Raw genomic sequence first — 25,490 nt, forward strand, 5'->3', positions numbered from 1 at the left:
GTCGATGTCTGCACCCACCCCGGTCCGGTTCGGTGTCGTCGGCTCCGGCTGGCGTGCGGAGTTCTTCGTCCGGATGGCCCGCCTGATGCCCGAGCGGTTCACGTGCACGGGCGTCGTGACCCGCACCGCCGAGCGCGGCGCCCAGGTCGAGGCCGCGTGGGGCGTGCCCACGGTGCGCACCGTCACCGAGCTCGTCACCGGCGACCTGCCGGGCGCGGGTCGCTCGCCGGACCGCCCCGAGCTCGTCGTGACGGCGACGCCCTGGCCCGTGACGCCCGACGTGGTTCGCGAGCTCGTGGACGCGTCCGTGCCCGTGCTCGCCGAGACCCCGCCCGCGCCCGACGTCGAGGGCCTGCGCGACCTGTGGGCCGACGTCGGGTCGGCGGGGCTCGTGCAGGTCGCCGAGCACTCCCCGTCCATGCCCGCCCACCAGGCGCGGCGCGCGCTCGTCGCCGACGGCGTCATCGGCGAGCCGACCAGCGTGCAGGTCTCGTCCACGCACCTGTACCACGCGGTCGGCCTGGCCCGCCGGCTGCTCGGCGCCGGCCGCGGCCCCGCGACCGTCCACGCGCGCGCGTTCACCGCCCCGCTCGTCGACCCCGTGGGCCGTGACGCCCGCACGGGCGCGACCTCCCCGCAGCCGGCCCGCACGCTCCTCGCCACGATCGACCTCGGCGACGGTCGCCACGTCCTCTACGACTTCACCGACAACCAGTGGCACAACCCGCTGCGCGCCAACCGGGTCGTCGTGCGCGGCTCCCACGGCGAGATCGTCGACGACACCGTGACCCGCTGGGTCGACGAGCGCACCTGGCTGACGTCGCACCTGGTGCGCCGCCAGTCCGGGATCGAGCAGGACCTCGACGGGTTCGACCTCGAGCACCTGTCGTTCGACGGGCGCGTGCTCTACCGCAACCCCTTCGCCGGTGCGCGCCTGGCCGACGACGACCTCGCGGTCGCGCACCTGCTCGACGGCACGGGCGCGTGGGTCCGCGGCGACGCACCCGCCCCGTACCCGCTGGCCGACGGCTGCCAGGACCACCTGCTGGGCCTGGCCGTCGAGGAGTCCGCGCGCACCGGGGAGCCCGTGACGACCGTCGCGGAGGCGTGGGCGGACGCCTGACCTCGGGGCGCGCCCGCCCGTTCGAGATGCCGACCTCCGCCGTCCGCGCCATCGTCGGGGCATGACGCGATTCGGCTACACCCTGATGACCGAGCAGTCCGGGCCGCGCGAGCTGGTCCGCTACGCGCAGGCCGCCGACCGGCTGGGCTTCGACTTCGCCGTCTCCTCCGACCACTACTTCCCGTGGGTCGACGAGCAGGGCCACTCCTCGTACGCGTGGTCCCTGCTGGGCGCCGTCGCGCAGGCCACCGAGCGCCTCGACCTCATGACGTACGTGACCTGCCCGACCGTCCGCTACCACCCCGTCGTCGTCGCGCAGAAGGCCGCGACCCTCGGGCTGCTGTCCGACAACCGCTTCACGCTCGGCCTCGGCTCCGGCGAGAACCTCAACGAGCACGTCGTCGGCGAGCGCTGGCCCGCCGTCGGCGAGCGGCACGACATGCTCGAGGAGGCCGTCGAGATCATCCGCGCCCTCCTCGCCGGCGAGCGCCTGACCTGGCAGGGCGTGCACTTCCGCGTCGACTCCGCCAAGGTCTGGGACCTGCCCGAGGAGCGCGTCGAGATCGGCGTCGCCGTGTCCGGCACCCAGTCCGTCGCGCGCTTCGCCCCGCTCGTCGACCACCTCGTGGCCGTGCAGCCCGACGCCGAGCTCGTCGAGCAGTGGGACGAGGTCCGCAACGCCGCCGGCGTCGCCGGGGCCCGCTCGCGCAAGGTCGGCCAGATCCCCATCAGCTGGGACCCGGACCGCGAGCGCGCCGTCGCCCGCGCCCACGAGCAGTTCCGCTGGTTCGGCGGCGGCTGGCACGTCAACGCCGACCTGCCCACCACCGAGGCGTTCGACGCGGCCAGCCAGTTCGTCCGCCCCGAGGACGTCGCGGAGTCCATCCCCTGCGGCCCCGACCTGGACGGCATCGTCGAGGCCGTCAGCGCCTACTGGGAGGCGGGCTTCACCGACGTCGCGCTCGTGCAGGTCGGTGACGAGGGCCAGCAGCGCTTCCTCGACGAGGCCGCCGGCCCCCTGCTCGACAAGCTCCGCGCCGCCGCGCCGTCGGCCTGACCGCCGGGCCGGGGCACCGCCGATGACCGGGCCGACCGGTGCGCAGCTGCGGCGCTGGCGGCGCAACCTCGCCGACGAGCGCGCCGAGGCCGCCGTCTACCGCGACCTGGCCGCGCGCCGCACCGGCGAGGAGCGGGAGATCCTGCTCGCGCTCGCGGCGGCCGAGGCCCGGCACGAGGCGCACTGGCTCGAGCTGCTCGGCGACGACGTCGGCCGGCCGCTGCGTGCCGGGTGGCGCTCGCGCACGCTCGGGGCGTTCGCGCGCCGGTTCGGGTCGGTGTGGGTGCTGGCGCTCGCGCAGCGCGCCGAGGCCCGGTCGTCGTACGCGACGGACGCGGAGGCGACGCCCCGCATGGTCGCCGACGAGCAGATCCACGAGGAGGTCGTGCGCGGCCTGGCGATGCGCGGGCGGCAGCATATCTCGGGCACCTTCCGGGCCGCGGTGTTCGGCGCCAACGACGGGCTGGTCAGCAACCTCGCGCTGGTGCTGGGCATCGGCGCGTCGGGCGTCGCCACCGGCACCGTGCTGCTCACGGGCCTGGCGGGCCTGCTCGCGGGCGCCCTGTCGATGGGTGCGGGGGAGTACGTGTCGGTGCGCAGCCAGCGCGAGCTGCTCGAGGCGTCCCGCCCGGCGGCGGACGCGGCGGCGGCGCTCGCGCACCTCGACGTCGACGCGAACGAGCTCGCGCTCGTGTACCGGGCACGCGGCATGCCCGCCCCCGACGCGCAGGCCCGGGCGGACGTGGTGCTGACGTCGCTCGCGCAGTGGGAGGCGCAGCAGGGCGTCACGGGTGCCCTGCTGCGCACGTCGACCCCGCTGCCCGGGTCGACCCCGGCGCCGGTCCTCGACCCGGACGCCGCCGTGGCCCCCGTGGTCGACGAGCACGAGTCCGTCGGCACCGCGTGGGGCGCCGCCGGTGCGAGCTTCTGCTTCTTCGCCACGGGTGCCGCGATCCCCGTCGTCCCGTACCTGCTGGGTGCCGAGGGGCTGACCGCGGTGCTGTGGTCCGCGGGCCTCGTCGGCCTCGCGCTGCTCGCCACCGGCTCCGTGGTGGGCCTGCTCTCGGGCGCCTCGCCGGTCCGCCGCGCCTTGCGCCAGCTCGCCATCGGCTACGGCGCCGCCGCGGCCACCTACGCCCTCGGCCTCGCCTTCGGCACCGGCGCCGTCGGGTGACGAACCCGTCCGGCATGTGAGCCGGGACACAAGAGGTTGCGGCATCAGGTAAGCCTCACCTTATGCTGGCGCCGTGACTGCCACCGTCGTCGTCGAGGCCCCCACCACGCTGCCGTTCCGCATGTTCCACGTCCGCGTCGCGGCCATGCGTCAGCTGTGCCCCAGCGTCGTGCGGCTCACCTTCACCGGCGACGACCTGCACCTGTTCGCCGACAACGGCTTCGACCAGCGAATCAAGTTCTTCCTGCCGCTGGAGGACGCGCCCTACACGGACCTGCTGGGCCTCGGCTCGACCGCCGACTGGTACGGCCGCTACCGCGAGCTGCCCGACGACCGCCGCCACCCCATCCGCACGTACACCGCCCGCGGCGTCCGGCACGTGGTGCGCGAGCTCGACGTCGACGTCGTGCTGCACGGCGACACCGGCCCCGCCTCCGCGTGGGCGTCGGCCTGCCGCCTCGGCGACGACCTCGTGATCCTCGGCCCGAACGCCGAGTGGGACGGCCCGCACGGCGGTGTGGACTTCGTCCCCCCGGTCCGCACCGACCGCCTCCTCATCGCGGGCGACGAGACCGCCCTGCCGGCCATCTCCGGCATCGTCGAGCGCCTGCCCGCCGACGCCCGCGGCGAGGTCGTCATCGAGATGCCGTCGTCGCTCGACCGCATCGACCTGGGCGCCCCCGAGGGCGTCACGGTCCGCTGGTACGGCCGCGACGGCCGCCCCCACGGCGAGCTCCTCGTGCCCGCCGTCCAGGCCGCCTGCGCGCGCCTCCTGCCCGGCCAGGCCCCGGCGGTGGACGTCGACCTCGAGGACGTCGACGTCGACAACGGCCTGCTGTGGGAGGTCCCGGTGGACTACACCACCCACACCCCGCTGGCCGACGAGGCCCACCTGTACGCCTGGCTCGCCGGCGAGGCCGGGGTCATCAAGACCCTGCGCCGCCACCTCGTGCGCGACTGCGGCGTCGACCGCAAGGCCGTCGCGTTCATGGGCTACTGGCGTCAGGGTCGCTCCGAGGGCAGCTGACGCGTCCGGCCGTCATCCGACGGCCGGACGCGGCGGACGGCTCCGTCCGTCCACGGGGCGATGCCCCGACCTGCGGGTCGGTGCGACGGTGGCCTGTCGCCGGATCGTGCCGGCGCGCTGCCGCACCCGCGCCCGAGAGGTCCACCCCCGTGTTCCGTCAGGTCCCCGTCCTGCCCGTCGTCGTCCCCCTGGCCGTGCTGGTCGCCGCCGTGGTCCTCGTGCCGCTGGCCCGGCGCGGGCGGCTCACGGCACCGCGCGCCGCGGTCGCGCTGGCGCTGGGGGTGTACGCGGCGGGGATCGTGGCGAACACCGTCTTCCCGATCTTCCTGGACAAGCCGGTGCCCGAGGGCGACTGGATGCGCCACCTGGCCCTCGTGCCGCTGGCGGGGTACCAGCTGGGCGACGCGCTGACCAACGTCGCGGTGTTCGTGCCGCTGGGGATGCTGGTGCCGCTGCTGACCGCCCGCCCCTCGTGGCGGCGCACGGTGCTGGTCGCGACGTCCGTCAGCCTGGGCATCGAGGCCACCCAGTACGTCACCGCCCACGCGCTGGGCGGCGGGCACATCGCCGACGTGAACGACCTGGTGTTCAACGTCCTCGGCGGCGTGCTCGGGTACGGCGTGCTCGCGGCGCTCGTCCGGGTCCCCGGGGCCGCCGCGCTGGTCGACCGGTTCCGCTGGCCGGACGTGCCCCGACCGGCCGCCACCCCGGCACCGGCCGAGGTCGATCGCGCTCTGCGAGGGCTGGCCGGCTGACGAGGAGCGAAGGCGGCCGTCGTGCGGCGCATCAACCGTCCGTCGGGCGCGGGCGGCTCGCGATCGTGACGCGCACGGGGTCGCCGACGTCCTTGCCGAGCTGCTTGCGGACCTTGGCGCTCAGCGACACCATGTGCCCGCCCGTGCCGGTGACCATCGCGCCGACGTTCTCCAGGGTGACGTCGTCCACGGTCGCGTCGACGCGGACGGTCCTGCCGGTCCCGAAGAAGTCCGCGGACCCGGGGATCTCGACACAGCTCCAGGTCTCGCCCTTGACCTGCACACCGATGGTCGTCTCGAAGGTCATCTGCTCAGCAGCCATCCCTGCACGGTAGGCGAAGGGCGTCAACGACGCGGTGCTCGCGGGTCCGGCTCGGTCGTGGGCGTCGCACGGCTGCTGAGGTCCGCTCCTGCGTGGCAGGCGCTCGCGTCCGTCCAGGCCTGCGGGGTGCCGAGCCCGCAACCCGCAGATTGTGGAGCCCGCAACCCGCAGATTGTAGAGTCCACAGCCCGCAGATCGTGGAGCTCGGAGGCCGCAGGTCGTCGAACCTGTGCGGCCTGGGCCCCGGGTCGGGATGCCCCTACGATCGCGGGAACGGCCGGGTGGTCGGCGGCGACGGGGCCGGAGGTGGGCGTGACGAGCGGGCAGGACGCGCGGCCGCACGTGGTGGTGGTCGGGTCGGGGTTCGGCGGGTCGGTCGCGGCGCTGCGGCTGACGGAGAAGGGGTACCGGGTCACGGTCCTGGAGGCCGGGCGCCGGTTCACGGCGCAGACGCTGCCGCGTACGTCGTGGGACGTGCGGCGGTTCCTGTGGGCGCCGCGGCTGGGGTGCCGGGGGATCCAGCGGATCCACGTGCTGCCGGACGTCGTGGTGCTCGCCGGCGCGGGCGTCGGCGGCGGGTCGCTGGTGTACGCGAACACGCTGTACGAGCCGCAGGGCGACGCGTTCTTCACCGACCCGCAGTGGGCGGGCGTCACGGACTGGCGTGCGGAGCTCGCGCCGGCGTACGACCAGGCGCGGCGGATGCTCGGCGTCGTCGAGAACCCCACCACGACGCCCGCGGACGAGGTGGTGCTGGCCACGGCACGGGACCTCGGCGTCGAGGGGACGTACCGGCGGGCGCCGGTCGGCGTGGTGTTCGGGACGCCGGGGGAGCCGGTGCCGGACCCGTTCTTCGGCGGCGCGGGGCCGCAGCGGCGCGGGTGCACGCAGTGCGGGGAGTGCATGACCGGGTGCCGGCACGGCGCCAAGAACACCCTGGAGACCAACTACCTGTGGCTCGCCGAGCACGCCGGTGCGCGCATCGTCCCCGACACCACGGTCCGCACCCTGCGTCCGCGCGCCGACGGCCGCTGGGATGTCGGCACCGTGCCGACCCCGGGGCCGACGGGGCGGCGCGGGCCGGGCACCACGATCGTCGCCGACCAGGTCGTCGTCGCAGCCGGCGCGTGGGGCACGCAGGCGCTGCTGCACCGGCTCCGCGCCGACGGCACCCTGCCGCACCTGTCCGACCGGCTGGGGCACCTGACCCGCACCAACTCCGAGTCGCTCGGCGGTGCCGTCCGCCGGCTGCGGGGGTGGCGCCGCCACCCGTCCCTGCACCAGGGTGTCGCCATCACCTCGTCCGTCTGGCTCGACGAGCGCACGCACCTCGAGCCGGTGCGCTACGGGCGCGGGTCCAACCTCATGGGCCTGCTCGCCACCCTGCTGACCGAGGGCGGCGGCCGCGTGCCACGGCCGGTGCGCTGGGTGGGCCAGCTGCTGCGGCACCCGCTGCGGGCCGCGTCGGGCCTGGTGGGCATCGGGTCCTGGTCGGAGCGGGGCATGATCGGCCTGGTCATGCAGACCGGCGACGGGTCCCTCACGGTCCGCCCGCGCCGCACCCGGCTCGGCGGGTGGCGGCTCACCTCCGCCCCGGGCGAGGGGGAGCCGAGCCCCACCTGGATCCCGCAGGCCAACGCCGCCTACCGGCGGATGGCCGCGCACCTCGACGGCACCGCCATGAGCAGCCTCGGGGACGTCGTCGACGTCCCCATGACCGCGCACTTCCTCGGTGGCTGCGTCCTGGCCGCCACCCCCGACCGCGGCGTCGTCGACCCCTATCACCGCGTCTTCGGGTACCCGGGCCTGCACGTCATGGACGGCTCGACCGTCCCCGCCAACCCCGGCGTCAACCCGTCGCTGACCATCACCGCCCTCGCCGAGCGCGCCTGCGCCCAGTGGCCGAACGCGGGCGAGCCCGACCTGCGCCCCGCGCCCGGGGCCCCGTACCGCCGTGTCGAGCCGGTCGCGCCCCGGCACCCCGCCGTCCCGCGCACCGCCCCCGGCGCGCTGCGCCTCACGGTCGTCCGGCGCCCCGCCGACGAGCCGCCCCGCCACTGAGGTCCACCCCCGGGTGGACACCCGCTCCACCCGACGGGCGAGGCGCCCGGCGCCCGTGCGTCGCTACCGTCCGGCAGGTGACCGTGACCGCGCCGAGCGCCGAGCCCGTAGCAGCAGCCCCTCCCGTCCGTCGCCGCCGGGACGCCGTGCGCGACCGGCTCGTGGGCTTCGGCCGCCCGCCGCGGGTCGTCGGCCTCGACATCGCCCGCGGGCTCGCGGTCATCGGCATGATCGGCGCGCACGTCGGCGACGTGCCCGAGCTGGTCTGGTCCGACCCGAGCACCTGGGGCGGCGTCGTGCACGGACGCTCCTCGCTGCTGTTCGCCGTCGTCGCGGGCGTCTCGCTCGCGCTGCTCACCCGCGGCGTGCGCGACGCCGACGCCGACCGCGTCCGTACCGTCCGGCTCCAGCTCCTCGGCCGCGGCGCCGCGATCTTCGTCATCGGGCTGCTCGTCGAGCTCGTCTCCGGCCCGGTCGCGGTGATCCTCACCCTCTACGGCGTGCTGTTCGTCGCCGCGATCCCGCTCGTCCGCTGGTCGCAGCGGCGCCTGCTCCTCGTCGCCGCGGGCCTCGCGCTGCTCGGGCCCGTGACGCTCGCGCTCGTGCAGTCCGTCGCGCTCGGGTCCGGGCCCGGCACCGACCTCGTGCTCATGGGCGTCTACCCGGCCACCGTGTGGCTGGCGCTCATGATGCTCGGCATGGCCGTCGGCCGGCTCGACCTGCGGTCGCCGCGCGTCGCGGCCGGGCTCGTCGGCGTCGGGGTGGTCCTCGCGGTCGTCGGCTTCGGCGCCGGGTCCCTCGCCTCCGGTCTGACCGGCGGCGGCTCGTCCTCCTCCTCGTCGTCGTCGTGGTCCTCGTCGTCGTCCTCGACCACGACGGTCCCCGGCGACGACGTCGACCTCACCGGGCTCGAGTGCGAGGTGTGGGACGACGAGTGGGTGTCCTGCTACCCCGCCGGCGCGATGTCCGAGGAGGGCCTCGTCGACGAGGGCTCGCTCGGCGACGAGGTCGAGGACACCGGGCCGGACGTGCCCGCCCTCCTGGCGTCGGCCGCGACCCAGGCGCTGTCCGTGTCCCCGCACAGCGGCGGCACGCCCGAGGTCGTCGGGTCGGCCGGGTTCGCGCTCGCGGTGCTGGGCCTGTGCCTGCTCGTCGGGCGCCCGCTGCGCTGGGTGCTCCTGCCCGTCGCCGCGCTGGGCTCGATGCCCCTGACCGCGTACTCGCTGCACGTGGTGCTCGTCGCGACGCTCGGCGAGACGGCCGTGGCCCAGCACCCGAACCTGTACTGGCTGCTCATGGCCGGTGCGCTCGCCCTGGCCGCGAGCGTCTGGGCCGTGCTGGTGGGCCGGGGCCCGTTGGAGACCCTCACGGCCCGCGTGTCCGCCGCCGCGGCCGGCGTGACGCCGGCCCCGGCCCCGGCGCCCGAGGGAGCCCCGGGGCCGGGACCGACGGCCGCGCCGTAGGCACGTCCTGCGTCAGCGGCGCTCGCGGCGGTACAGCGCACGGGACCAGGTGTAGCCGAGCACTCCGATGGCGACGGTCCACGCCACCGCCTGCACGGCGGTCGAGGTGCCCGGAGCGGTGCCGGCGAGCAGCGCCCGGACGGTCTCGATGATCGGCGTGAACGGCTGGTGCTCGGCGAACCACCGCACGCCGGCCGGCATGGTCTCCACCGGCACGAACCCGCTGCCGAGGAAGGGCAGCGCCGTCAGCAGCATGGGTGTGTTCGACGCGGTCTCGACCGACGGCGCCGCCAGGCCGAGCGCGACGCAGAGCCAGCTCAGCGCGGCGGTGAGCACGAGCGTCAGGGCGACCAGGCCGACCCAGCCGAGCGGCGTGGGCGTGGGGCGGAACCCGAGCGCGACCGCCACGCCGAGCACCAGCACCGAGGCGACGAGCCCCTGCACGGCGGTGCCGAGCACGGGCCCGCCGAGCACGGAGCCCGGCGAGATCGCCATGGTCTTGAAGCGCGCCATGATCCCGCTGGTGGCGTCCATGGCGGCGGTGATGGCCACGCTCTGCGCCGCCCCCACGACCGCGAACAGCAGGATCGCGGGCGTGATGTAGTCCAGGTACGCGGCCCGCCCGTCCGCACCGGGGATGACGCCCGGCGCGACGCCGGCGCCGAACGCGCCGCCGAACACGAAGACGAACAGCAGCAGCAGGGCGATCGGCACGCCGACGGTGAACCCGGTCAGCCCGGGGTAGCGCACCGCGCGCAGCAGGTTGCGCCGCAGCATCGTCAGGGTGTCGGCCAGCGGCTGGGCGCCGGCGGTCGGGGCGGTCGTCAGCGTGGTCATCAGGCCACCTCCGTCGTGGTCGTCGTGGGCTCGGTCAGGCGCAGGAAGACGTCGTCGAGGGACCCGGCGTCGTGGGCGTGCTTCAGCTCCTCGGGGGTGCCCTCGGCGACGACCCGCCCGCCGTCGAGCACGGCGACGCGGTCGGCCAGGTGGTCGGCCTCCTCGAGGTACTGCGTGGTCAGCAGGATCGTCGTGCCGGCGGCCACCAGGGCCCGCACCTCGTCCCACAGCGCGCGGCGGCTGCGCGGGTCCAGGCCTGTGGTCGGCTCGTCGAGGAACACCACGGCCGGCTCGCCGACCAGCGTCATCGCCAGGTCGAGCTTGCGGCGCATGCCGCCGGACCACGTCGCGACCGGCCGGCGGGCGGCCTCGGCGAGCCCGAACCGGTCGAGCAGCGCGTCGGCGCGGGCGCGCCCCTCGTGGCGTCCGAGGTGGTGCAGGGACGCCATGAGCCGCAGGTTCTCCGCGCCCGTGAGCAGGTCGTCGACGGCCGACGCCTGCCCGGTCACGCCGATCGACGCGCGCACCGCCTCCGGTGCCGACGTCACGTCGTGCCCCGCGACGCGGGCGGTGCCGCCGTCGGCGGTCAGGAGCGTGGACAGGATGCCGACGGTGGTGGTCTTGCCGGCGCCGTTCGGGCCGAGCAACGCGGTGACGGTGCCGGTGCGGACGGCGAGGTCGACGCCGTCGAGCACGGTCTGGTCGCCGTAGGACTTGCGCAGGCCGCGGACGTCCACGGCGAGGTCGTCGGGCGTGGCCGGTGCGCGCGTGGCGGGCATGGACGGGCCGGATCTGGGCATGGCGGAGCTCCTCTCGGTGGTGGTGCTCGGGCGGCGCCGGGCGGGCGCGACGGTGCCGGTGCGGGACGCCCCCGGGCGGGGGCGGTGGAGGTCAGGGGCGGCGGACCACGACGTTGCCGTAGCCGGTGCTGGCACGGATCTCGGCCGTGGCCTCGTCCTCGACGGGACCCTCGGTGGGCAGCAGCTGGTTGCGCACGGTGCCGTGCTCGGAGGACACGTCGAGCCACGCGGCGGTGCCCTCGGGGACGCCCACGTCGATCGACCCGTACGACGTGGTCAGCGTGGCGCTCCCGGACGCGACGGCGCCGACGCCGATCCCCGCGTGCGCGGCCTTCGCGACGAGCGTGCCGTCGAGGCGGTCGACGGAGAGGTCGGCGTGCGCCCCGGCGACCGTCAGCGCGCCGGTGACGGAGCCGACCGTGACGGTGCCGTTGGCGGCGCGGATCGAGCCCTCGCCCGCGACCTCGGCGACCCGCACCGACCCCGCGCTCGCCCGCACGTCCAGCGCGCCGGTGACGCGGCCCAGCACGACCGAGCCGGCCGTGACCTTGAGCGTGACGTCGGCGGCCTCCTCGACGCGCGCGTCCCCGCCGTTGAGCGTGAGGGCGACGCAGCCGAACCGCCCCTCGGCGTGCAGCGAGCCCGCCTTGCCGCTGAGGTCGGAGCCCGTGGGCAGCTCGACGGTCACGATCGCGCCGCCCGCGGCGAACGGCAGCACGTACTGCTTCCACGCCGAGGGGTAGACGATGCTCAGCGTGCGACCGTCGTGCTCGACGCGCGTCTCCTGCGCGGCGCGCACGGCGCCCGCCTTCCTCGGGTCGGCGGGCAGGACGGTGACGACGACGTCGTCGCGCTCGCCGGCGACCACGTGCAGGTTGCCGAAGGGGACGTCGACGACGACGGCCAGGGGGGTGGGGGCGGGGAACGTGGGCATGACGGCTCCAGGGCATGGGCGGGACGTTGCGGTGGCGGCCGCCGGTGCGGCGGCGGTGGAGCGGTGGTGCTGCGGTGGTGCGCGGTCAGCGCACCCAGCCGGTGACGTGGTTCGTGCTGCGCTGCGGCACGCCGGGCCGGGTCGCGGCCGGGCCGGCGGACTGCTCGAGCGCCGCGGCGACCGCGCGGACGAGCCACGTGTTGACGGAGACGCCCTCGTGGGCGGCGGCCGTCTCGACCTGGGTCTTGAGGTGGTCGGGCAGGCGGAGCGTGGTGCGGGTCGTGGCGCCGTCCGCGTCGGTGGTGGTCGGGACCGGCGGGGGCGTCGGGCTCGGCACGGGGCCGGGTGACGGGTTGCCGGCGACGGGCCGGGGCCCGGGCGCGACGACGAACTCGGGCTCGCCGGCGCGCAGCCGCACGTCGACCGACCCGGGGGCGAGGTCGGCGGAGATCTCCCCGGCCGCGGCCGAGAGGGCGTCGAGCAGGACGAGGCGCACGGCGGCGTCGAGCGGTGCCGTCAGCCGCTGGGCGAGCTCGCGGGCGTCGTCGCCGCCGGCGTCGGCCGCGGTCGCCAGGCGGTGCTGCAGGTCGTCGACGTAGCGCGTGAGATCCATGACGCCATACTGACACCACAATGGTGTCATGACAAGAGGGTGTGGCACCACTCTGGCGACGTGGAGGTCTCAGGGGTGTCGTAGGCCGTCAAGCAGCAGGTCGACCAGCCGGCGCGCGTCGTAGCGCGGGTCGCCCTCGGCCCCGATGCACAGGTTCCCGACGCCGCGCAGGAGCTGGTAGGGGTCGGTGCCGGGTCGCGCCAGGCCGGCGCTCTCGGCCGCGTCGAGCAGCGCGCCGCAGGTCGGTACCAGCCGCTCCACCAGCAGGGCGTGGAGCGCGCCGGAGGTGGCGTCGTCCGTGCTGACCGCGGACGCCAGGCCGTGCTTCGTCACGAGGAAGTCCGTGAACCGGTGGACCCAGCGGCGCAGGTCGTCGAGCGGCGCCACGGCCGCGGCGGCGGCCGCCGCGCCGCTCGCGGCGAGCTCCTCGACCTGGTGCCGGTACACCGCGACCACGAGGTCCGCGCGGGTCGGGAAGTGGCGGTAGATCGTGCCGACACCCACGCCCGCACGGGCGGCGACGGCCCTGACGGGGGCGTTCACGCCGTCGGCGACGAAGACGTCCGCGGCGGCGGCGAGCAGGGCGGCGAGGCTGCGCTCGGCGTCGGCGCGTCGGGAGCGGGTGGTGCCGCTCATGGGTCCTCCGAGGTGGCTAAACGGAACAAGGTTCCGTATCGTCGTCCGGAACGTCGTTCCGTATCGCTGATCCTGGCAGACGAGACGACGTCCGGCCGCCTCGAGAGGACACCTGATGACCACCGCCACGACGCCCCGCACACCCGTCGTGTCCGTCAAGCCCGTGACGCTCGACGCCCTGCGGCGTCCCTACCCCCTGCAGGTACGGGTCACCGCCCCGCTCGTGGGCCACGACCTGCCCGTGGTCGTGCTCTCCCACGGCAACGGCTGGTCGCTCGACGGGTACGCGCCGCTCGCCGACCACTGGGCCGGAGAGGGGCTCGTCGTCGTCCAGCCCACCCACCTCGACTCGCGGTCCCTCGGCGCCTCGCCGCACGACCCCGGGTTCGGCGCGATCTGGCGGGCGCGGGTCGACGACGTCACCGCGGTCCTCGATCACCTCGACGTCCTCGTGGCGGCCGTCCCCGGGCTCGCCGGGCGGGTCGGCGCCGGCCGCGTCGCCGTCGCCGGCCACTCGTGGGGGGCGCAGACCGTCGGGATGCTGCTCGGCGCCCGCGTGCTCGACCCCGACGGCACCGCCGCCGAGGACCTGCGGGACCCCCGCGTGCAGGCCGGGGTCCTGCTCGCCGCCGCCGGCACAGGGGACTCGCTGACCCCGTTCGCCGCCGAGCACCTGCCGTTCATGCGTCCGTCCTACCCCCACCTGGCCACGCCGACGCTCGTCGTCGCCGGCGACCAGGACCGGTCCGCCCTGAGCACCCGCGGGCCGGACTGGTTCACCGACGCGTTCACGCTCAGCCCCGGGGCCACCGACCTGCTGACCCTCGTGGGGGGCGAGCACTCGCTCGGCGGGGTCGTCGGGCACGAGGTCGCGGAGACCACCGACGCCGACCCGGCCCGCGTCGCGGTGGTCCAGCGCATGACCGCCGCCTACCTGCGCACCCGCCTGGGTGCTGACCCCCGCGCCTGGGACGCCGCGGCCGCGGACCTGCGCGCCGACCCGCGTGCGGTCGCCCACCTGACCTCGCGGTGAACGACGGACGCCCGGCCCCTCCGGGTGGAGGTGGCCGGGCGTCCGTCGTCGGGCGGTCAGGCCCCGGGGGCCGGGACCGTGAGGCTCGCGCCCGGGATGGCCGAGAGCAGGTCGCGCGTGTACTGCTCGCGCGGGCGGTCGAACACCTCGTCGGTCGACGCGTGCTCGACGGCCTTGCCGTCGCGCATCACGACCACCGCGTCGGCGATCTGCCGCACCACCGCGAGGTCGTGCGTGATGAACAGGTACGCCAGCCCCAGGTCGCGCTGCAGGTCCCCGAGCAGGTCGAGGATCTGCGCCTGCACGAGCACGTCCAGGGCGGACACGGCCTCGTCCAGCACCACGACCTCGGGCTGCAGCGCCAGCGCGCGCGCGATGGCCACGCGCTGACGCTGCCCGCCGGACAGCTCGTTGGGGAACCGCCGCATCGTGCTGTGCGGCAGCGCCACCATGTCGAGCAGCTGGCGCACGCGCTTCTCCCGCGACCGGGGCGTGCCCACGCGGTGCACGCGCAGCGGCTCGGTCAGGGTGCGGAAGATCGAGTACTGCGGGTCGAGCGACCCGTAGGGGTTCTGGAACACCGGCTGGATGCGCCGGCGCAGGGCCAGCTGGTCGCGCCGGCCGGTCCGTGCGACGTCGACCCCGTCGAAGGTGACGGAGCCCGACGTCGGCTCCAGCAGCCCGAGCACCATGTTCGCCGCGGTCGACTTGCCGGACCCCGACTCCCCGACGAGGGCCAGCGTGCGGCCCTTGCCGAGCGTGAAGCTCACCCGGTCGACGGCCGTGAGGTCCTTCGCGCCCCGGCCGCGCATGGTGAAGACCTTCGTCAGGTCCTTCGCCACGACGATGTCGCCGCTGCCCGCCGCCGCACCGCTGCCCGCGTGGCGGGCCAGCAGCTCGTCGGCCGTGCGGCCGCGCTCGTGAGCGACCTGGATGCGCCGCGACGCGAGCGACGGCGCGGCGGCGATGAGCCGACGCGTGTACGGGTGCTGCGGCTCGGTGAGGATCTGCCGCGCGGGACCGGACTCGACGACCTGTCCGCGGTACATCACCACGACGTGCTCGGCACGCTCGGCCGCGAGGCCCAGGTCGTGCGTGATGAACAGGACGGCCGTGCCGAGCTCCTGCGTGAGCGTGTCGAGGTGGTCGAGGATCTGCCGCTGCACCGTGACGTCCAGCGCGGACGTCGGCTCGTCCGCGATGAGCAGCTGCGGGCGCGACGCCAGGCCGATCGCGATGAGCGCCCGCTGGCGCATGCCGCCGGAGAACTCGTGCGGGTACTGCTTCGCGCGGCGCGCCGCGTCGGGCAGGCCCGCCTCGGTGAGCAGCTCGGTGACCCGGCGCTGCCGGTCGGCGCGGCCGCCGCGGAACCCGTTGGCGCGCAGCGCCTCCTCGACCTGCGTGCCGACGCGCCACACGGGGTTGAGGTTGGACATCGGGTCCTGCGGGACGAGGCCGATCTGCGCACCGCGCAGCGCCTCGACCTCGGTGCGGCCGAGACCGACGAGCTCGCGACCGGCGAACCGGATCGAGCCGCCGGTGACCTTGCCGGTGCCGGGCAGCAGGTCGATGATCGCGTGCGCGGTCGTCGACTTGCCGGAGCCGGACTCGCCGACGATCGCGACCGACTGGCCCGGGTAGACCGTGAGGTCCGCGCCGCGGACGGCGTGCACGGGCCCGCCGGCGGTGCTGAACGACACCTCGAGCCCACGGACCTCGAGCAGCGGCTCGGGCTGACCGGGGTGGCGGGGGGCGGTGGCGCTCATCGGGTGCGTGCCTTCGGGTCGAGGGCGTCGCGCACGACGTCGCCCATCATGATGAAGCCGAGCACGGTCAGGGCGAGCGCGCCGGCGGGGTAGAGCAGGATCTGCGGGTCGGTCCGGATCGCACCCTGCCCCTGGGAGATGTCGCCGCCCCACGAGACGGTCGACGGCGGCAGCCCGATCCCGAGGAAGCTCAGCGTGGCCTCCGCGACGATGAACGTACCGAGCGCGACGGTCGCGTAGACGATGATCGGCGCAGCGGCGTTCGGCAGCACGTGCCGGAACAGGATCGCGGTCCGCCCCATGCCCAGCGAGCGGGCGGCGGTGACGAACTCGTTGTTCTTCACCGACATGACGGTGCCGCGGGCGATCCGCGCGATCGACGTCCACCCGAAGGCCGCCAGCACGATCGCGACGGTCAGGGCCGTGCGCTGCGTCGACAGGCTCATGATGACGATGGCCGCGAGGACCAGCGGGATCGCGAAGAAGATGTCGGTCAGGCGCGACAGCACGGTGTCGGCCCAGCCGCCGACGTAGCCGGCGACCGCCCCGAGGAGGGTCCCGACGACCACGACGATCGCGGTGGTGAGGACGCCGACGGTCACGGACGCGCGCGCGCCGTGGACGGTGCGGGAGTAGATGTCGCAGCCCTGCCGGTCGAAGCCGAACGGGTGCCCGGCGCGCGGCGCGGCGAGGGAGTCCGCCAGGGCGCACGTGCGCGGGTCGATCGCGCTGAACATCCCGGGGAACGACGCAACGAGCAGGACCAGCAGGATGAGCGTGGCGGAGACCCAGAAGAGGGGCTTGCGGCGCACGTCGTGCCAGGCGTCGGACCAGAAGCCCGACGGGGCGGCGGTCGTGGTCAGCGCGTCGACGGCGCCGAGGTCACGCTCGGCCGGGCGGGCGAAGTGCTCCTGCCCGGGCAGCGGGGTGGTGCGGGGGCGGGGGTTCTCAGGCATAACGGATCCTCGGGTCCAGCGCGGCGTACAGCAGGTCGACCAGCAGGTTGGCCGCGATGTACACGAGCACGAGCACGGTGGTGAGAGAGACGACTGTCGCGTTCTCGCCGCGGGTGATCGCCTCGTAGAGGGTGCCGCCGACGCCGCGGATGTTGAAGATGCCCTCGGTCACGATCGCGCCGCCCATGAGCGCGCCGATGTCGGCGCCGAGGAACGTCACGACGGGGATGAGCGAGTTGCGCAGCACGTGGCGGCCGGTGACCTGGGAGCGCGAGAGACCCTTGGCGCGCGCGGTCCGCACGAAGTCCGCGGACAGGTTCTCCTGCACGGACGTGCGGGTCAGGCGCAGCACGTACGCGAACGACGTCGCCGCCAGCACCATGGCCGGCATCAGCAGGCTGACGAAGTCGGGGTCGCGGCCCGCGGTGATGGGCAGCCAGCCGAGGTTGACGCCCACGACGATCTGCATGACGAAGCCGATGACGAACGTCGGCACGGCGATGACGAGCAGGCTCAGCACCAGCACCGTGGAGTCGAAGACCCCGCCCTTGCGCAGCCCGGCCCAGAGGCCGAACCCGATGCCGAAGACCGCCTCGATGACGAGGGCCATCAGCGCGAGCTGGAAGGTCACGGGCAGCGCCTGGGCGATGACCTCGGCGACCTCGCGCCCGCTGAACGTGACGCCGAAGTCGAGGGTGAAGATGCCCTTGAGGTAGAGCAGGTACTGCACGAGGAACGGCTCGTCGAGGTGGAACTCGGCGCGGATCTGCTCCTGCACGGACTCGGGCAGGCCGCGCTCGCCGCCCAGCGCGGCCACGGGGTCGCCGGGGCGCAGGAACACGAGGGCGTAGAGCAGGAGCGTCGCTCCGAGGAAGACCGGGATGACCTGCAGGAGTCTGCGGCCGATGTACCAACGCATGCCAGGGTGTCGCTTTCGTCGTCCAGTCCGGGTGCTGCGGCGATCGTGCGGTGTGGCGCCGCCGCGGACGCGGGTGCGGGCGGGTCCCCCTGTTGTGGGTTCCCGCCCGCGCCCGTGCCGTCGTGCGTCCGCCGGTGGGCGGGGCCGCGTCGGCCCCGCCCACCGGCGGTGAAGGTCACTCGGACTTGGTGATCTGGTACAGGATCGGGTCGGAGTCCCACCCGAACTGCACGTTGTCGACCGTGTCCGCCCAGCCGCCGGTGGCGTTGTTGTACCACAGCGGGATGCCCGGGAGGTTCTCGAAGAGGATCGTCTCGGCGTCCATGTAGAGCGCGACGGCCTCGGCCTGCGAGGGCGCACCCGCGGCGGCCTTGAGGGTGTCGTCGAACGCGGCGTTCGACCACTGGCCGTCGTTGGAGCCGGCCCCGGTGCCGTAGATCGGGCCGAGGAAGTTGCTCATCGCGGGGTAGTCCGCCTGCCAGCCCGACCGGAACAGGCCGGGGACGGTGCCGGAGTCACGGGCGTCGAGGAACTCGTCGAAGGTCGGGTACGGGAAGAACTCGCACTCGATCTCGAGGTTGGTGCGGATGCCGTTGCAGACCGCGTCGATCCAGGTCTGGTGGTCCGAGTCGGCGTTGGACGCGACCTGCAGCGTGTAGTCGCCGATCGGCGCGATGGCCTCGGCCTCGGCCCACAGCTCGGCGGCCTTGTCCGCGTCGAACTGGAGCACGTCGTTGCCCTTGATCTCCTCGTTCCAGCCGTCGATGACCGGCGACGTGTAGTCGGTCGCGGGGGTCCGCGAGCCGGCGAAGATCGTCGCGGTGATCTCGAGGCGGTTGATCGCGTGCGAGATCGCCTCGCGGCGCAGGAGGCCGGCCTCGCCCTGGAACTCGGGCAGCCACTCGGGCACCGTCAGGGTCTGGATGACCGCGGCCGGCTGGTTCGCCGACCGGCCGTCGAGCTCGCTCTCGAACGTGGCGAACGCCGAGGCGGGCACGTTCTTGATGACGTCGAGCTGGCCGCCCAGCAGGTCGTTGTACGCGGAGTCCTCGTCGGTGTAGGCGAGGAGCTCGACGCCACCGTTCTGCGGCACCCGGCTGCCGGCGTACTCCGGGTTGGGCGCGAGGGTGATGACCGAGTCGTTCTCCCACGACTCGAGCACGTACGGGCCGTTGCCGACGGGGGCCTCGCCGAAGGCGGCCGGGTCCTCGAAGAAGGACTCGGGCAGCGGGAAGAACGCGGAGTAGCCGAGGCGCAGCGGGAAGTCCGACTCGGGCTGGTTCAGCGTGACGACGAGGGTGCTCTCGTCCTGCACCGTCAGGCCGCCGGCCTCGATGAGGGAGGTGTTCTCGTCGTAGGAGAAGCCCTTGATGGGCTCGAAGAAGTACGAGAGGTTCTGGGCGTTGTCGAGCGCGGCCCCGTAGTCCCAGGCGCGGGCGAAGCTGTCCGCGGTGACGGCGGTGCCGTCGGAGAACGTCCAGCCGTCGGCGATCGTGATCGTCCAGGTGATGTTGTCCTCGGAGCTGATCGACTCCGCGACCTCGTTGTGCATGGCGCCCTCGGCGTCGTAGTACACGAGGCCGGCGAAGATGCTCTGGATGACCGACGACCCGTAGGTCTCGTTGGTCATCGTGGGGATCAGCGGGTTCTGGGGCTCGCCGTTGCTGACGGTGACGATCCCGGTGCTGGGCCCGGTGGTCGCCTCGTCGTCCGTGGCGGCGTCGGTTCCCGACGCGCACGCGGTGAGAGCGAGGGCGCCGGCGAGCCCGAGGGCTGTCAGCCGGGCGGAACGCCTGAACTTCATGTGTACCTCCGGTGCGAGGCGGCACGAGGGGGTGCGCCGCCGTCGGACGCGCACCCGCCCCGTCTCAGGGGCCGGTGCGGCGGGATCCGCGATGTGGACCGCCAGAGACTATGGCTGCGATCGCGCCGCGACTGGCCCGGAGTTACCGATTCGGGACGGACACTTAACAGGCCCGAAACCTGAGGACCGGTCTCGTTACACATGCTGTGCGGCTCCTCACACCGGGGCCGGACGCGGCAAGATACCCGACCGTCGGGCCGTGCGCGAGGCGCCGTCCGGGTGGTTCGTGCCGGCCGGGCAACGGCCCGGAAAGGGGTGACGTTCCCCCGCCGCCGGACCCCGGTGGCATGCTCGGCGCATGGCAGCGCAGCCCCGGTCCGACGTCCTCCCCGCCACGCGGCTGCCGGCGCGGCCGCTGCTGCCCGGGTACCACCCCGACCCGACGGTCTGCCGGGTCGGCAGCACCTACGTCCTCGCGTGCTCGAGCTTCGAGCACGCGCCCGGCGTCCCGCTCTTCCGGTCGACGGACCTCGTGACGTGGGAGCCCGTGGGGCACGCGCTGACGCGCCCCACGCAGCTGCGGCTCGACGGCGTGGGCCCCTCCGGCGGGATCTACGCCCCCACCCTGCGCCACCACGACGGCCGGTTCTGGCTCGTCACCACGAACGTCTCCGACGGCCCCGGCCACCTGCTGGTGACGGCCGACGACCCCGCCGGCCCGTGGTCCGAGCCCGTGCGGATCCCCGGCGCCGGCGGCATCGACCCCGACCTCGCCTGGGACGACGACGGCACCTGCTACCTCACGTGGTCCGACGCGGGCATCCGCCAGGCCGTGCTCGACCCCGCGACCGGTCGTCTGCTCACCGAGCCGCGCCTGCTGTGGTCCGGTGCCGGCGGCAAGGACGTCGAGGGCCCGCACCTGCACCGGGTCGACGGCCGCTGGTACCTGCTGGCGGCCGAGGGCGGCACCGCGCAGGGGCACGCGGTCGTGGTCGCCCGGGCCGACGCGCCCGACGGCCCGTACGAGGGCTGGGCCGGCAACCCCGTCCTGACCGCCCGCGGCACCGCGAGCCCCGTGCAGAGCACCGGCCACGCGGACCTCGTGCGCCGCCCCGACGGCACCTGGGCCATGGTCTTCCTCGGTGTCCGGCCCGCCGGCTCGTTCCCGGGCTGGCACGTGCTGGGACGCGAGACGTTCGCGGTCGACGTCGTGTGGGTCGACGGGTGGCCGCACCCGGCGACCCCCGTGCAGCCGGCGGCCGCGCCGCGGGTCGTGGTGGGGCTGGACGCCGAAGGTCCCGGGTCGTCCTGGGTCGGTGCGGGCGTCTTCCCCGCGGACGTGCTCCACCGGGCCGACGCCCGCTGGGTCGTCACCGGGCCGGGCCCGCGCACCTTCGTCGGCGTGCGGCAGGAGCGCACCGCGACGACCACCCGGGCCCGCGTCGACGCGTCCGCCGGCGCGGGCGGGCTCGAGCTGCGGATCGACCCGCGCCACGCGCTGACGCTCGAGGTCGACGGCGGCCGGGTGCGGGCGCTCGCCCGGGTCGGGTCGGTGACGTCGGTCCTCGGCGAGGCCCCGCACACCCCGGCCACCGTGCTCGAGATCGACGTCCACCCCTCGCCGGCACCCGTCCACAGCCGCGAGCACGGGCCCGACGAGGTCGTCGCCGCCGTCGACGGCCCCGAGGGGCGGGTCGTGCTGGGCACCCTGGACGGGCGGTACCTGTCGACGGAGGTGGCCGGCGGGTTCACCGGGCGGACCGTCGGGCTGGTGCGCGAGCGTGGTGAGCTCACGGTCCTGGCGTTCGAGCACGTGGGCCACGCGGAGCCCGACCCCGCGTAGACCGGTCGGCAGGTTCTGGTTATCCGGGCGCCCGCCGACCGTCTCCTGGTGCGTGGCCGTCGTGCGCGGCGGCCCGTGCGATCCTCGACGCCCACGCAGGAGGTCCGATCCCATGGCGTTCTCGACCGACACCGCGACGGTGCTGGCAGCCCGTGCCGGCGACCCCGACGCCGTCGACCGGCTCGTGGCCGGCAGCCTCCCGCTCGTCTACTCCATCGTCGGGCGGGCGCTGCGCGGGCACGCCGACGTCGACGACGTCGTGCAGGACACGATGCTGCGGGTGCTGCGCGGCATCGGCGAGCTGCGCGACCCCGCGGCGTACCGGTCGTGGCTCGCCGCGATCACCGTGCGCCAGGTGCGCGAGCGTTCGCGCGCCCGGGCGGCCGCGCCCCGCGGGCTGCCGGCCGAGGAGCCCGGCGACCCCGGTGCCGACTTCGCCGACGTGACGATCGCCCGCCTGGAGCTGACGGGGCAGCGGCGCGAGGTCGCGCAGGCCACGCGGTGGCTCGACGAGGAGAACCGCGAGCTGCTGTCGCTGTGGTGGCTCGAGGCCTCTGGGCACCTGACGCGCGACGAGGTCGTGCGCGCCACGGGCGCGTCCCGCGCGCACACGGCGGTGCGCGTGCAGCGCATGAAGGGTCGGCTCGACCAGGCGCGCACCGTGGTGCGGGCGCTCGCCGCCTCGCCGCGGTGCCCGGGCCTGGACGAGGTGACGGCCGGGTGGGACGGGCGTCCCGACGCGCTGTGGCGCAAGCGGGTGGCCCGCCACGTGCGCGGGTGCGCCGCCTGCGCGGACGCCGGGTCGGGGCTCGTCGCGGCCGAGCGGCTGCTCGGCGGGCTGGCGATGGTGCCGTGGCCCCAGGCGCTCGGCGCGACCGGTGCGCACGTCGCCGGGGCGGGTGCGGCGGCATCGACGGGTGCCTGGTCGACGGGCGCGGCGCCCTCCGGTGCCGGGCCGGCCGGTGCCGTGCCCTCCGCCGGTGCGGGTGCGTCGTCGTCCGGGCCGTCGGTGGCGACGGTGGCGAGCCTCGCGATCGGCAAGAAGACCCTGGTGGCCGTGCTCGCGGCGGCCCTGGTCACCGGCGGCGGCGCCGCGGTGGCGGTGCAGCGGGGCCAGGAGCGCCCGCCGCAGGTGGTCGCGTCGTCCGCGCCGACGCAGCGCCCGACGACCGCTCCGACGCCCCGGCGGACCCCGACGGCCGTCGTGGCCGCACCGACGCCCACCCCGTCCCCGACGCCCGCGCCGACCGTCACGCCCACCCCGACGCCGACCCCGTCGCCGACGCCCGAGCCCGCCCCGGTCGTGGCCGCGGCGGCGTCGGCGAAGAAGGGCGTCGCGACGTGGCAGTGGGACGGCGTCGCGGGCGCGCTGCTGGACGTCGGCGCCGGCTGGTTCTACAACTGGTCGCCGACCGACGACACCATGCCCGCGCCCGAGGGCGTCGAGTTCGTGCCGATGATCTGGGGCCGCGACCACGTCACGGACGCGACGCTCGCGCAGGCGGCCGCGGAGGGCGACGTGCTGCTGGGCTTCAACGAGCCCGACCTCGGCGAGCAGTCGGCGATGAGCGTCGAGGAGGCGCTGGAGGCGTGGCCGCGCCTGGAGGCGACGGGCCTGCGGCTGGGCAGCCCGGCCGTCGCGTGGGGCGCCGACACGCCCGGCGGCTGGCTCGACCGGTTCATGTCGGGTGCGCAGGAGCAGGGGCTGCGCGTCGACTTCGTGACGCTGCACTGGTACGGCTCGGACTTCTCGCCCGCGGCGGTCGACCAGCTCCTCGCGTACGTCGACGCGGTGCACGCCCGCTACGGGCTGCCGGTCTGGGTGACCGAGTACGGGCTGATCGACTTCGCCGGCGGCCCGGCGTACCCGACCGGGGACCAGCTCGCGGTGTTCATCGAGGGCACGACGGCGGGGTTCGAGCAGCGCACGCACGTGGAGCGCTACGCGTGGTTCGGGCTGCCCGCGGTCGACGACTCGGCCGCGTTCGGCCTCTACACGGACGCCTCGACGCCGACGCAGGCGGGCCGGGCCTACCGCGCCGCCGGCTGACCCCGCGCCGACCCTCGCCCCGGCCGAAGGGCGGGTGCCGTCCGCCACGGGTCGTGGCGGACGGCACCTGCCCTCGGGCGGCGATCAGGGTGCAGGGACCGGGACGGCTGTCGGGGCCGTCGGCGTCGGGGCGGGGCCCTCGACGGACAGGTGGGGCGTGATGCGGTCCGCCCACCGCGGGTACCACCAGGTGGTGCGGCCCATCAGGTGCATGAGGGCCGGCACGAGCGCCATCCGCACCACGAACGCGTCGACCAGCACCGCGATCGCGAGCCCCATCCCGATCGACGACACGATCCGCTCGGGCGTCAGGCCGAAGGACGCGAAGACGCTGAGCATGATCGCGGCGGCCGCCGCCACGACCCGGCCCGTCTCGGCCACGCCGACCCGCACGGCGCGGGCGTGGTCGCGGGTGTGCACCCACTCCTCGTGCATCCGGGAGACGAGGAAGACCTGGTAGTCCATGGACAGCCCGAACATCACGCCGACGACGATGACGGGGACGATGTACATCACCGGCGCGGCGGAGCCCACGCCGAGCAGCTCGCTGCCCCAGCCCCACTGGTAGATCGCGGTCACGGCGCCGAGGCCCACCGCCAGCGTCACGAGGTTGGTCACGGCGCCGACCAGCGGGACGAGGACGCTGCGGAACGCGACCACCAGCAGCACGAACCCGAGCAGGGCGACCAGGCCCAGGTACAGGGGGAGCCTGCCCATCAGGGCGGCCGACAGGTCGTGGCTCGTCGCCGCCTCCCCGCCCACGTGGACCTCGAGCGCCGTGCCCGCGGCCGCCGCGGGCACGAGGTCGTCGCGCAGGGCGAGCACCAGGTCCTCCGTCTCGACGGTCTGCGCGCTCGTCGCGGGGACCACGCCGGCCACGGCGACCGTCTGGCCGTCCTGCACGGGGGCGGCCCGCACGGCGGCGACGCCCGGCTCCTCGGCGACCTGCGCGACGAGCGCCTCGAACGCCCGGGCGGACGCCGCGTCGGGCGTCCGGGCGGCCAGCACGAGCGGTGCGTCGACGCCGGCCCCGAAGGCGGGGGTCATGAGGTCGGCGTAGGTGCGGCTCGGCGACCCGACGGGGTCGCTCGACGCGTCGGGGTCCCCGACCCGCAGCGACAGGGCGGGCACGGCGAGCGCGACGAGCAGCACGAGGGCACCGGCCACGACGCGGCGCGGGGCCCGCTGCAGGGCGACGGCCCAGCGGGCGGAGACGGGCGTGCGCCCGGGGCGGTGGTCGGTGGCGACCTCGCCGGCGGCGAGCGCGGCCCGCTGCCGGCGCGAGAGCACGCGGTCGCCGAGCACGCCCAGCAGCGCGGGCAGCAGGGTGACCGCGGCGGCCACGGTGAAGGCGACCGTCACGGCGGCGGCCTGGCCCATGCCGGTGAGCACGCCCAGCCCGACGACGGCCATGCCCAGCAGCGCCACGACCACGGTGAGGCCGGCGAAGACGACGGCCCGGCCCGACGTGGTGACGGCCCGGGTCACGGCCTCCTCGACGCCCGCACCGGCCAGCAGCGCCTTGCGGTGCCGGTTCACGATGAACAGGGCGTAGTCGATGCCGACGCCCAGGCCGACCAGGGCGGCCATGGTCAGCGACGTCGAGTCGAGGTCGACCACGTGGGACGCGAGGGTCACGACGAGCAGCGACGCGACGACCCCGACGACGCCGGTGAGGACGGGCAGGGTCGCGGCCCAGCCGGAGCGCAGCACGAGCAGCAGGATCACGAGGGCCGCGAGCAGCCCGATCACCTCGGTGCCGTGCGACGGCTCGGGCAGCTCGCTGAACCCCTGCCCGCCGACGGCGACGTCGAGGTCGGCGGGTGCCGCGGCCTCGACGACGTCGCGCACCTGCTGCACGTCCACGTCGTCGGTGACGGCGACGGTCGCGAACGCGGTGCGCTCGACGGCGTTCACCTGCGCGGCGCCCTCGGGCGTGTAGGGCGAGGTGACCGACTCCACGCCCGGGACCGCCGCGACCTGCGCGAGCAGCGTGGCGATCTCGTCCTGGACGCCCGGGGCGTCGACCGGACCGGTGGAGCGCCACACGACGGTGCCGTCGGTGGTGGACGAGGAGGCGCCGGCCTCCTCGAGGAGCGCGTACGCGCGGGCGGAGTCGGAGTCCGGCAGCGTCTGCGCGGTCCGGAAGGACGCGCCGAGGCTCAGGGTGGCGGCGGCGAGGCCGAGGATCGCGAGGACCCACCCGGCGAGGACGAGCCGGCGGTGCTGGTGGCACCAACGGGCGAGAGCGGACATGGCGGGGACCTTTCGCAGCAGGGATCGACCGCGACCAGGCTCCGTCGGCGGGGGGTGCCGC

21 protein-coding genes are annotated in these 25,490 nt (G+C 75.2%); 10 read left to right on the forward strand and 11 right to left on the reverse strand.

Going from position 1 to position 25,490, the window contains the following annotated elements; all coding sequences use genetic code 11:
• Window positions 1–4 precede the first annotated feature (4 nt).
• From BKA21_RS12340 to BKA21_RS12360, 5 genes are all read left to right on the forward strand, one after another.
• Entirely contained in the window at window positions 5–1,123 is a 1,119-nt protein-coding gene (locus BKA21_RS12340; protein ID WP_140459397.1) for a Gfo/Idh/MocA family protein, read from the forward strand.
• Window positions 1,124–1,184: 61 nt separating this feature from the next.
• On the forward strand, window positions 1,185–2,180 hold the full coding sequence (locus BKA21_RS12345; RefSeq protein ID WP_140459398.1) for a TIGR03557 family F420-dependent LLM class oxidoreductase: 996 nt from the start codon (window positions 1,185–1,187) through the stop codon (window positions 2,178–2,180).
• A gap of 22 nt (window positions 2,181–2,202) precedes the next feature.
• Window positions 2,203–3,354 carry a VIT1/CCC1 transporter family protein gene (locus BKA21_RS12350; protein WP_140459399.1) on the forward strand — a complete coding sequence of 384 codons (1,152 nt, stop codon included), beginning with the start codon at window positions 2,203–2,205 and terminating at the stop codon, window positions 3,352–3,354.
• Window positions 3,355–3,475: 121 nt separating this feature from the next.
• Complete coding sequence (locus BKA21_RS12355) at window positions 3,476–4,381, forward strand: siderophore-interacting protein (protein ID WP_140459680.1); 906 nt, start codon at window positions 3,476–3,478, stop codon at window positions 4,379–4,381.
• 149 nt (window positions 4,382–4,530) lie between these two features.
• Entirely contained in the window at window positions 4,531–5,136 is a 606-nt protein-coding gene (locus BKA21_RS12360; RefSeq protein ID WP_140459400.1) for a VanZ family protein, read from the forward strand.
• Between the two features lie 31 nt (window positions 5,137–5,167).
• Here the strand turns inward: BKA21_RS12360 and BKA21_RS12365 are convergent, their stop codons facing one another.
• Window positions 5,168–5,458 (reverse strand): DUF1905 domain-containing protein, encoded by a 291-nt coding sequence (locus BKA21_RS12365; protein ID WP_140459401.1) that lies wholly within the window; start codon window positions 5,456–5,458, stop codon window positions 5,168–5,170.
• 312 nt (window positions 5,459–5,770) lie between these two features.
• On the opposite strand from BKA21_RS12365, the gene BKA21_RS12370 reads away from it, so the two are divergent.
• Together BKA21_RS12370 and BKA21_RS12375 are read left to right on the forward strand one after the other, a co-directional pair.
• Window positions 5,771–7,519, forward strand: a complete 1,749-nt coding sequence (locus BKA21_RS12370) for a GMC family oxidoreductase (protein WP_140459402.1) — start codon at window positions 5,771–5,773, stop codon at window positions 7,517–7,519.
• A gap of 77 nt (window positions 7,520–7,596) precedes the next feature.
• Complete coding sequence (locus tag BKA21_RS12375) at window positions 7,597–8,982, forward strand: heparan-alpha-glucosaminide N-acetyltransferase domain-containing protein (protein ID WP_239072831.1); 1,386 nt, start codon at window positions 7,597–7,599, stop codon at window positions 8,980–8,982.
• 12 nt (window positions 8,983–8,994) lie between these two features.
• Here the strand turns inward: BKA21_RS12375 and BKA21_RS12380 are convergent, their stop codons facing one another.
• From BKA21_RS12380 to BKA21_RS12400, 5 genes are all read right to left on the reverse strand, one after another.
• Window positions 8,995–9,819: an ABC transporter permease gene (locus BKA21_RS12380; RefSeq protein WP_140459403.1), complete on the reverse strand. Its 825-nt coding sequence runs from the start codon at window positions 9,817–9,819 to the stop codon at window positions 8,995–8,997.
• Window positions 9,819–10,619: an ABC transporter ATP-binding protein gene (locus BKA21_RS12385; RefSeq protein WP_425549972.1), complete on the reverse strand. Its 801-nt coding sequence runs from the start codon at window positions 10,617–10,619 to the stop codon at window positions 9,819–9,821. The genes BKA21_RS12380 and BKA21_RS12385 overlap by 1 nt, the downstream gene beginning before the upstream one ends.
• 91 nt (window positions 10,620–10,710) lie before the next feature.
• Window positions 10,711–11,553 carry a DUF4097 family beta strand repeat-containing protein gene (locus tag BKA21_RS12390; protein ID WP_140459404.1) on the reverse strand — a complete coding sequence of 281 codons (843 nt, stop codon included), beginning with the start codon at window positions 11,551–11,553 and terminating at the stop codon, window positions 10,711–10,713.
• An 85-nt stretch (window positions 11,554–11,638) separates the two neighbouring features.
• Entirely contained in the window at window positions 11,639–12,166 is a 528-nt protein-coding gene (locus tag BKA21_RS12395) for a toxin-antitoxin system HicB family antitoxin (protein WP_140459405.1), read from the reverse strand.
• 69 nt (window positions 12,167–12,235) lie between these two features.
• On the reverse strand, window positions 12,236–12,802 hold the full coding sequence (locus tag BKA21_RS12400; protein WP_140459406.1) for a TetR/AcrR family transcriptional regulator: 567 nt from the start codon (window positions 12,800–12,802) through the stop codon (window positions 12,236–12,238).
• A 115-nt stretch (window positions 12,803–12,917) separates the two neighbouring features.
• Between BKA21_RS12400 and BKA21_RS12405 the strand changes: the two genes are divergently transcribed.
• Complete coding sequence (locus BKA21_RS12405) at window positions 12,918–13,835, forward strand: alpha/beta hydrolase family protein (RefSeq protein ID WP_140459407.1); 918 nt, start codon at window positions 12,918–12,920, stop codon at window positions 13,833–13,835.
• A gap of 56 nt (window positions 13,836–13,891) precedes the next feature.
• Here the strand turns inward: BKA21_RS12405 and BKA21_RS12410 are convergent, their stop codons facing one another.
• The 4 genes from BKA21_RS12410 to BKA21_RS12425 form a co-directional block, all read right to left on the reverse strand.
• Complete coding sequence (locus BKA21_RS12410; RefSeq protein WP_140459408.1) at window positions 13,892–15,601, reverse strand: dipeptide ABC transporter ATP-binding protein; 1,710 nt, start codon at window positions 15,599–15,601, stop codon at window positions 13,892–13,894.
• Window positions 15,598–16,557 (reverse strand): ABC transporter permease, encoded by a 960-nt coding sequence (locus BKA21_RS12415; protein ID WP_140459409.1) that lies wholly within the window; start codon window positions 16,555–16,557, stop codon window positions 15,598–15,600. Before BKA21_RS12415 ends, BKA21_RS12410 begins: the two co-directional genes overlap by 4 nt.
• Window positions 16,550–17,476, reverse strand: coding sequence for an ABC transporter permease (locus tag BKA21_RS12420; protein ID WP_140459410.1), 927 nt, complete (start codon window positions 17,474–17,476; stop codon window positions 16,550–16,552). Before BKA21_RS12420 ends, BKA21_RS12415 begins: the two co-directional genes overlap by 8 nt.
• Window positions 17,477–17,651: 175 nt before the next feature.
• Complete coding sequence (locus BKA21_RS12425; RefSeq protein WP_140459411.1) at window positions 17,652–19,280, reverse strand: peptide ABC transporter substrate-binding protein; 1,629 nt, start codon at window positions 19,278–19,280, stop codon at window positions 17,652–17,654.
• A 358-nt stretch (window positions 19,281–19,638) separates the two neighbouring features.
• On the opposite strand from BKA21_RS12425, the gene BKA21_RS12430 reads away from it, so the two are divergent.
• Both BKA21_RS12430 and BKA21_RS12435 read left to right on the forward strand, forming a co-directional pair.
• Window positions 19,639–21,123: a glycoside hydrolase family 43 protein gene (locus tag BKA21_RS12430; RefSeq protein ID WP_140459412.1), complete on the forward strand. Its 1,485-nt coding sequence runs from the start codon at window positions 19,639–19,641 to the stop codon at window positions 21,121–21,123.
• Between the two features lie 112 nt (window positions 21,124–21,235).
• On the forward strand, window positions 21,236–23,173 hold the full coding sequence (locus BKA21_RS12435) for a sigma-70 family RNA polymerase sigma factor (RefSeq protein ID WP_140459413.1): 1,938 nt from the start codon (window positions 21,236–21,238) through the stop codon (window positions 23,171–23,173).
• 84 nt (window positions 23,174–23,257) lie between these two features.
• Here BKA21_RS12435 and BKA21_RS12440 read toward each other — a convergent pair whose 3' ends face one another.
• Window positions 23,258–25,429, reverse strand: a complete 2,172-nt coding sequence (locus tag BKA21_RS12440) for an MMPL family transporter (RefSeq protein WP_140459414.1) — start codon at window positions 25,427–25,429, stop codon at window positions 23,258–23,260.
• Window positions 25,430–25,490 lie beyond the last annotated feature (61 nt).

This window comes from Cellulomonas oligotrophica, from assembly GCF_013409875.1.
Classification (GTDB): Bacteria; Actinomycetota; Actinomycetes; order Actinomycetales; family Cellulomonadaceae; genus Cellulomonas; species Cellulomonas oligotrophica.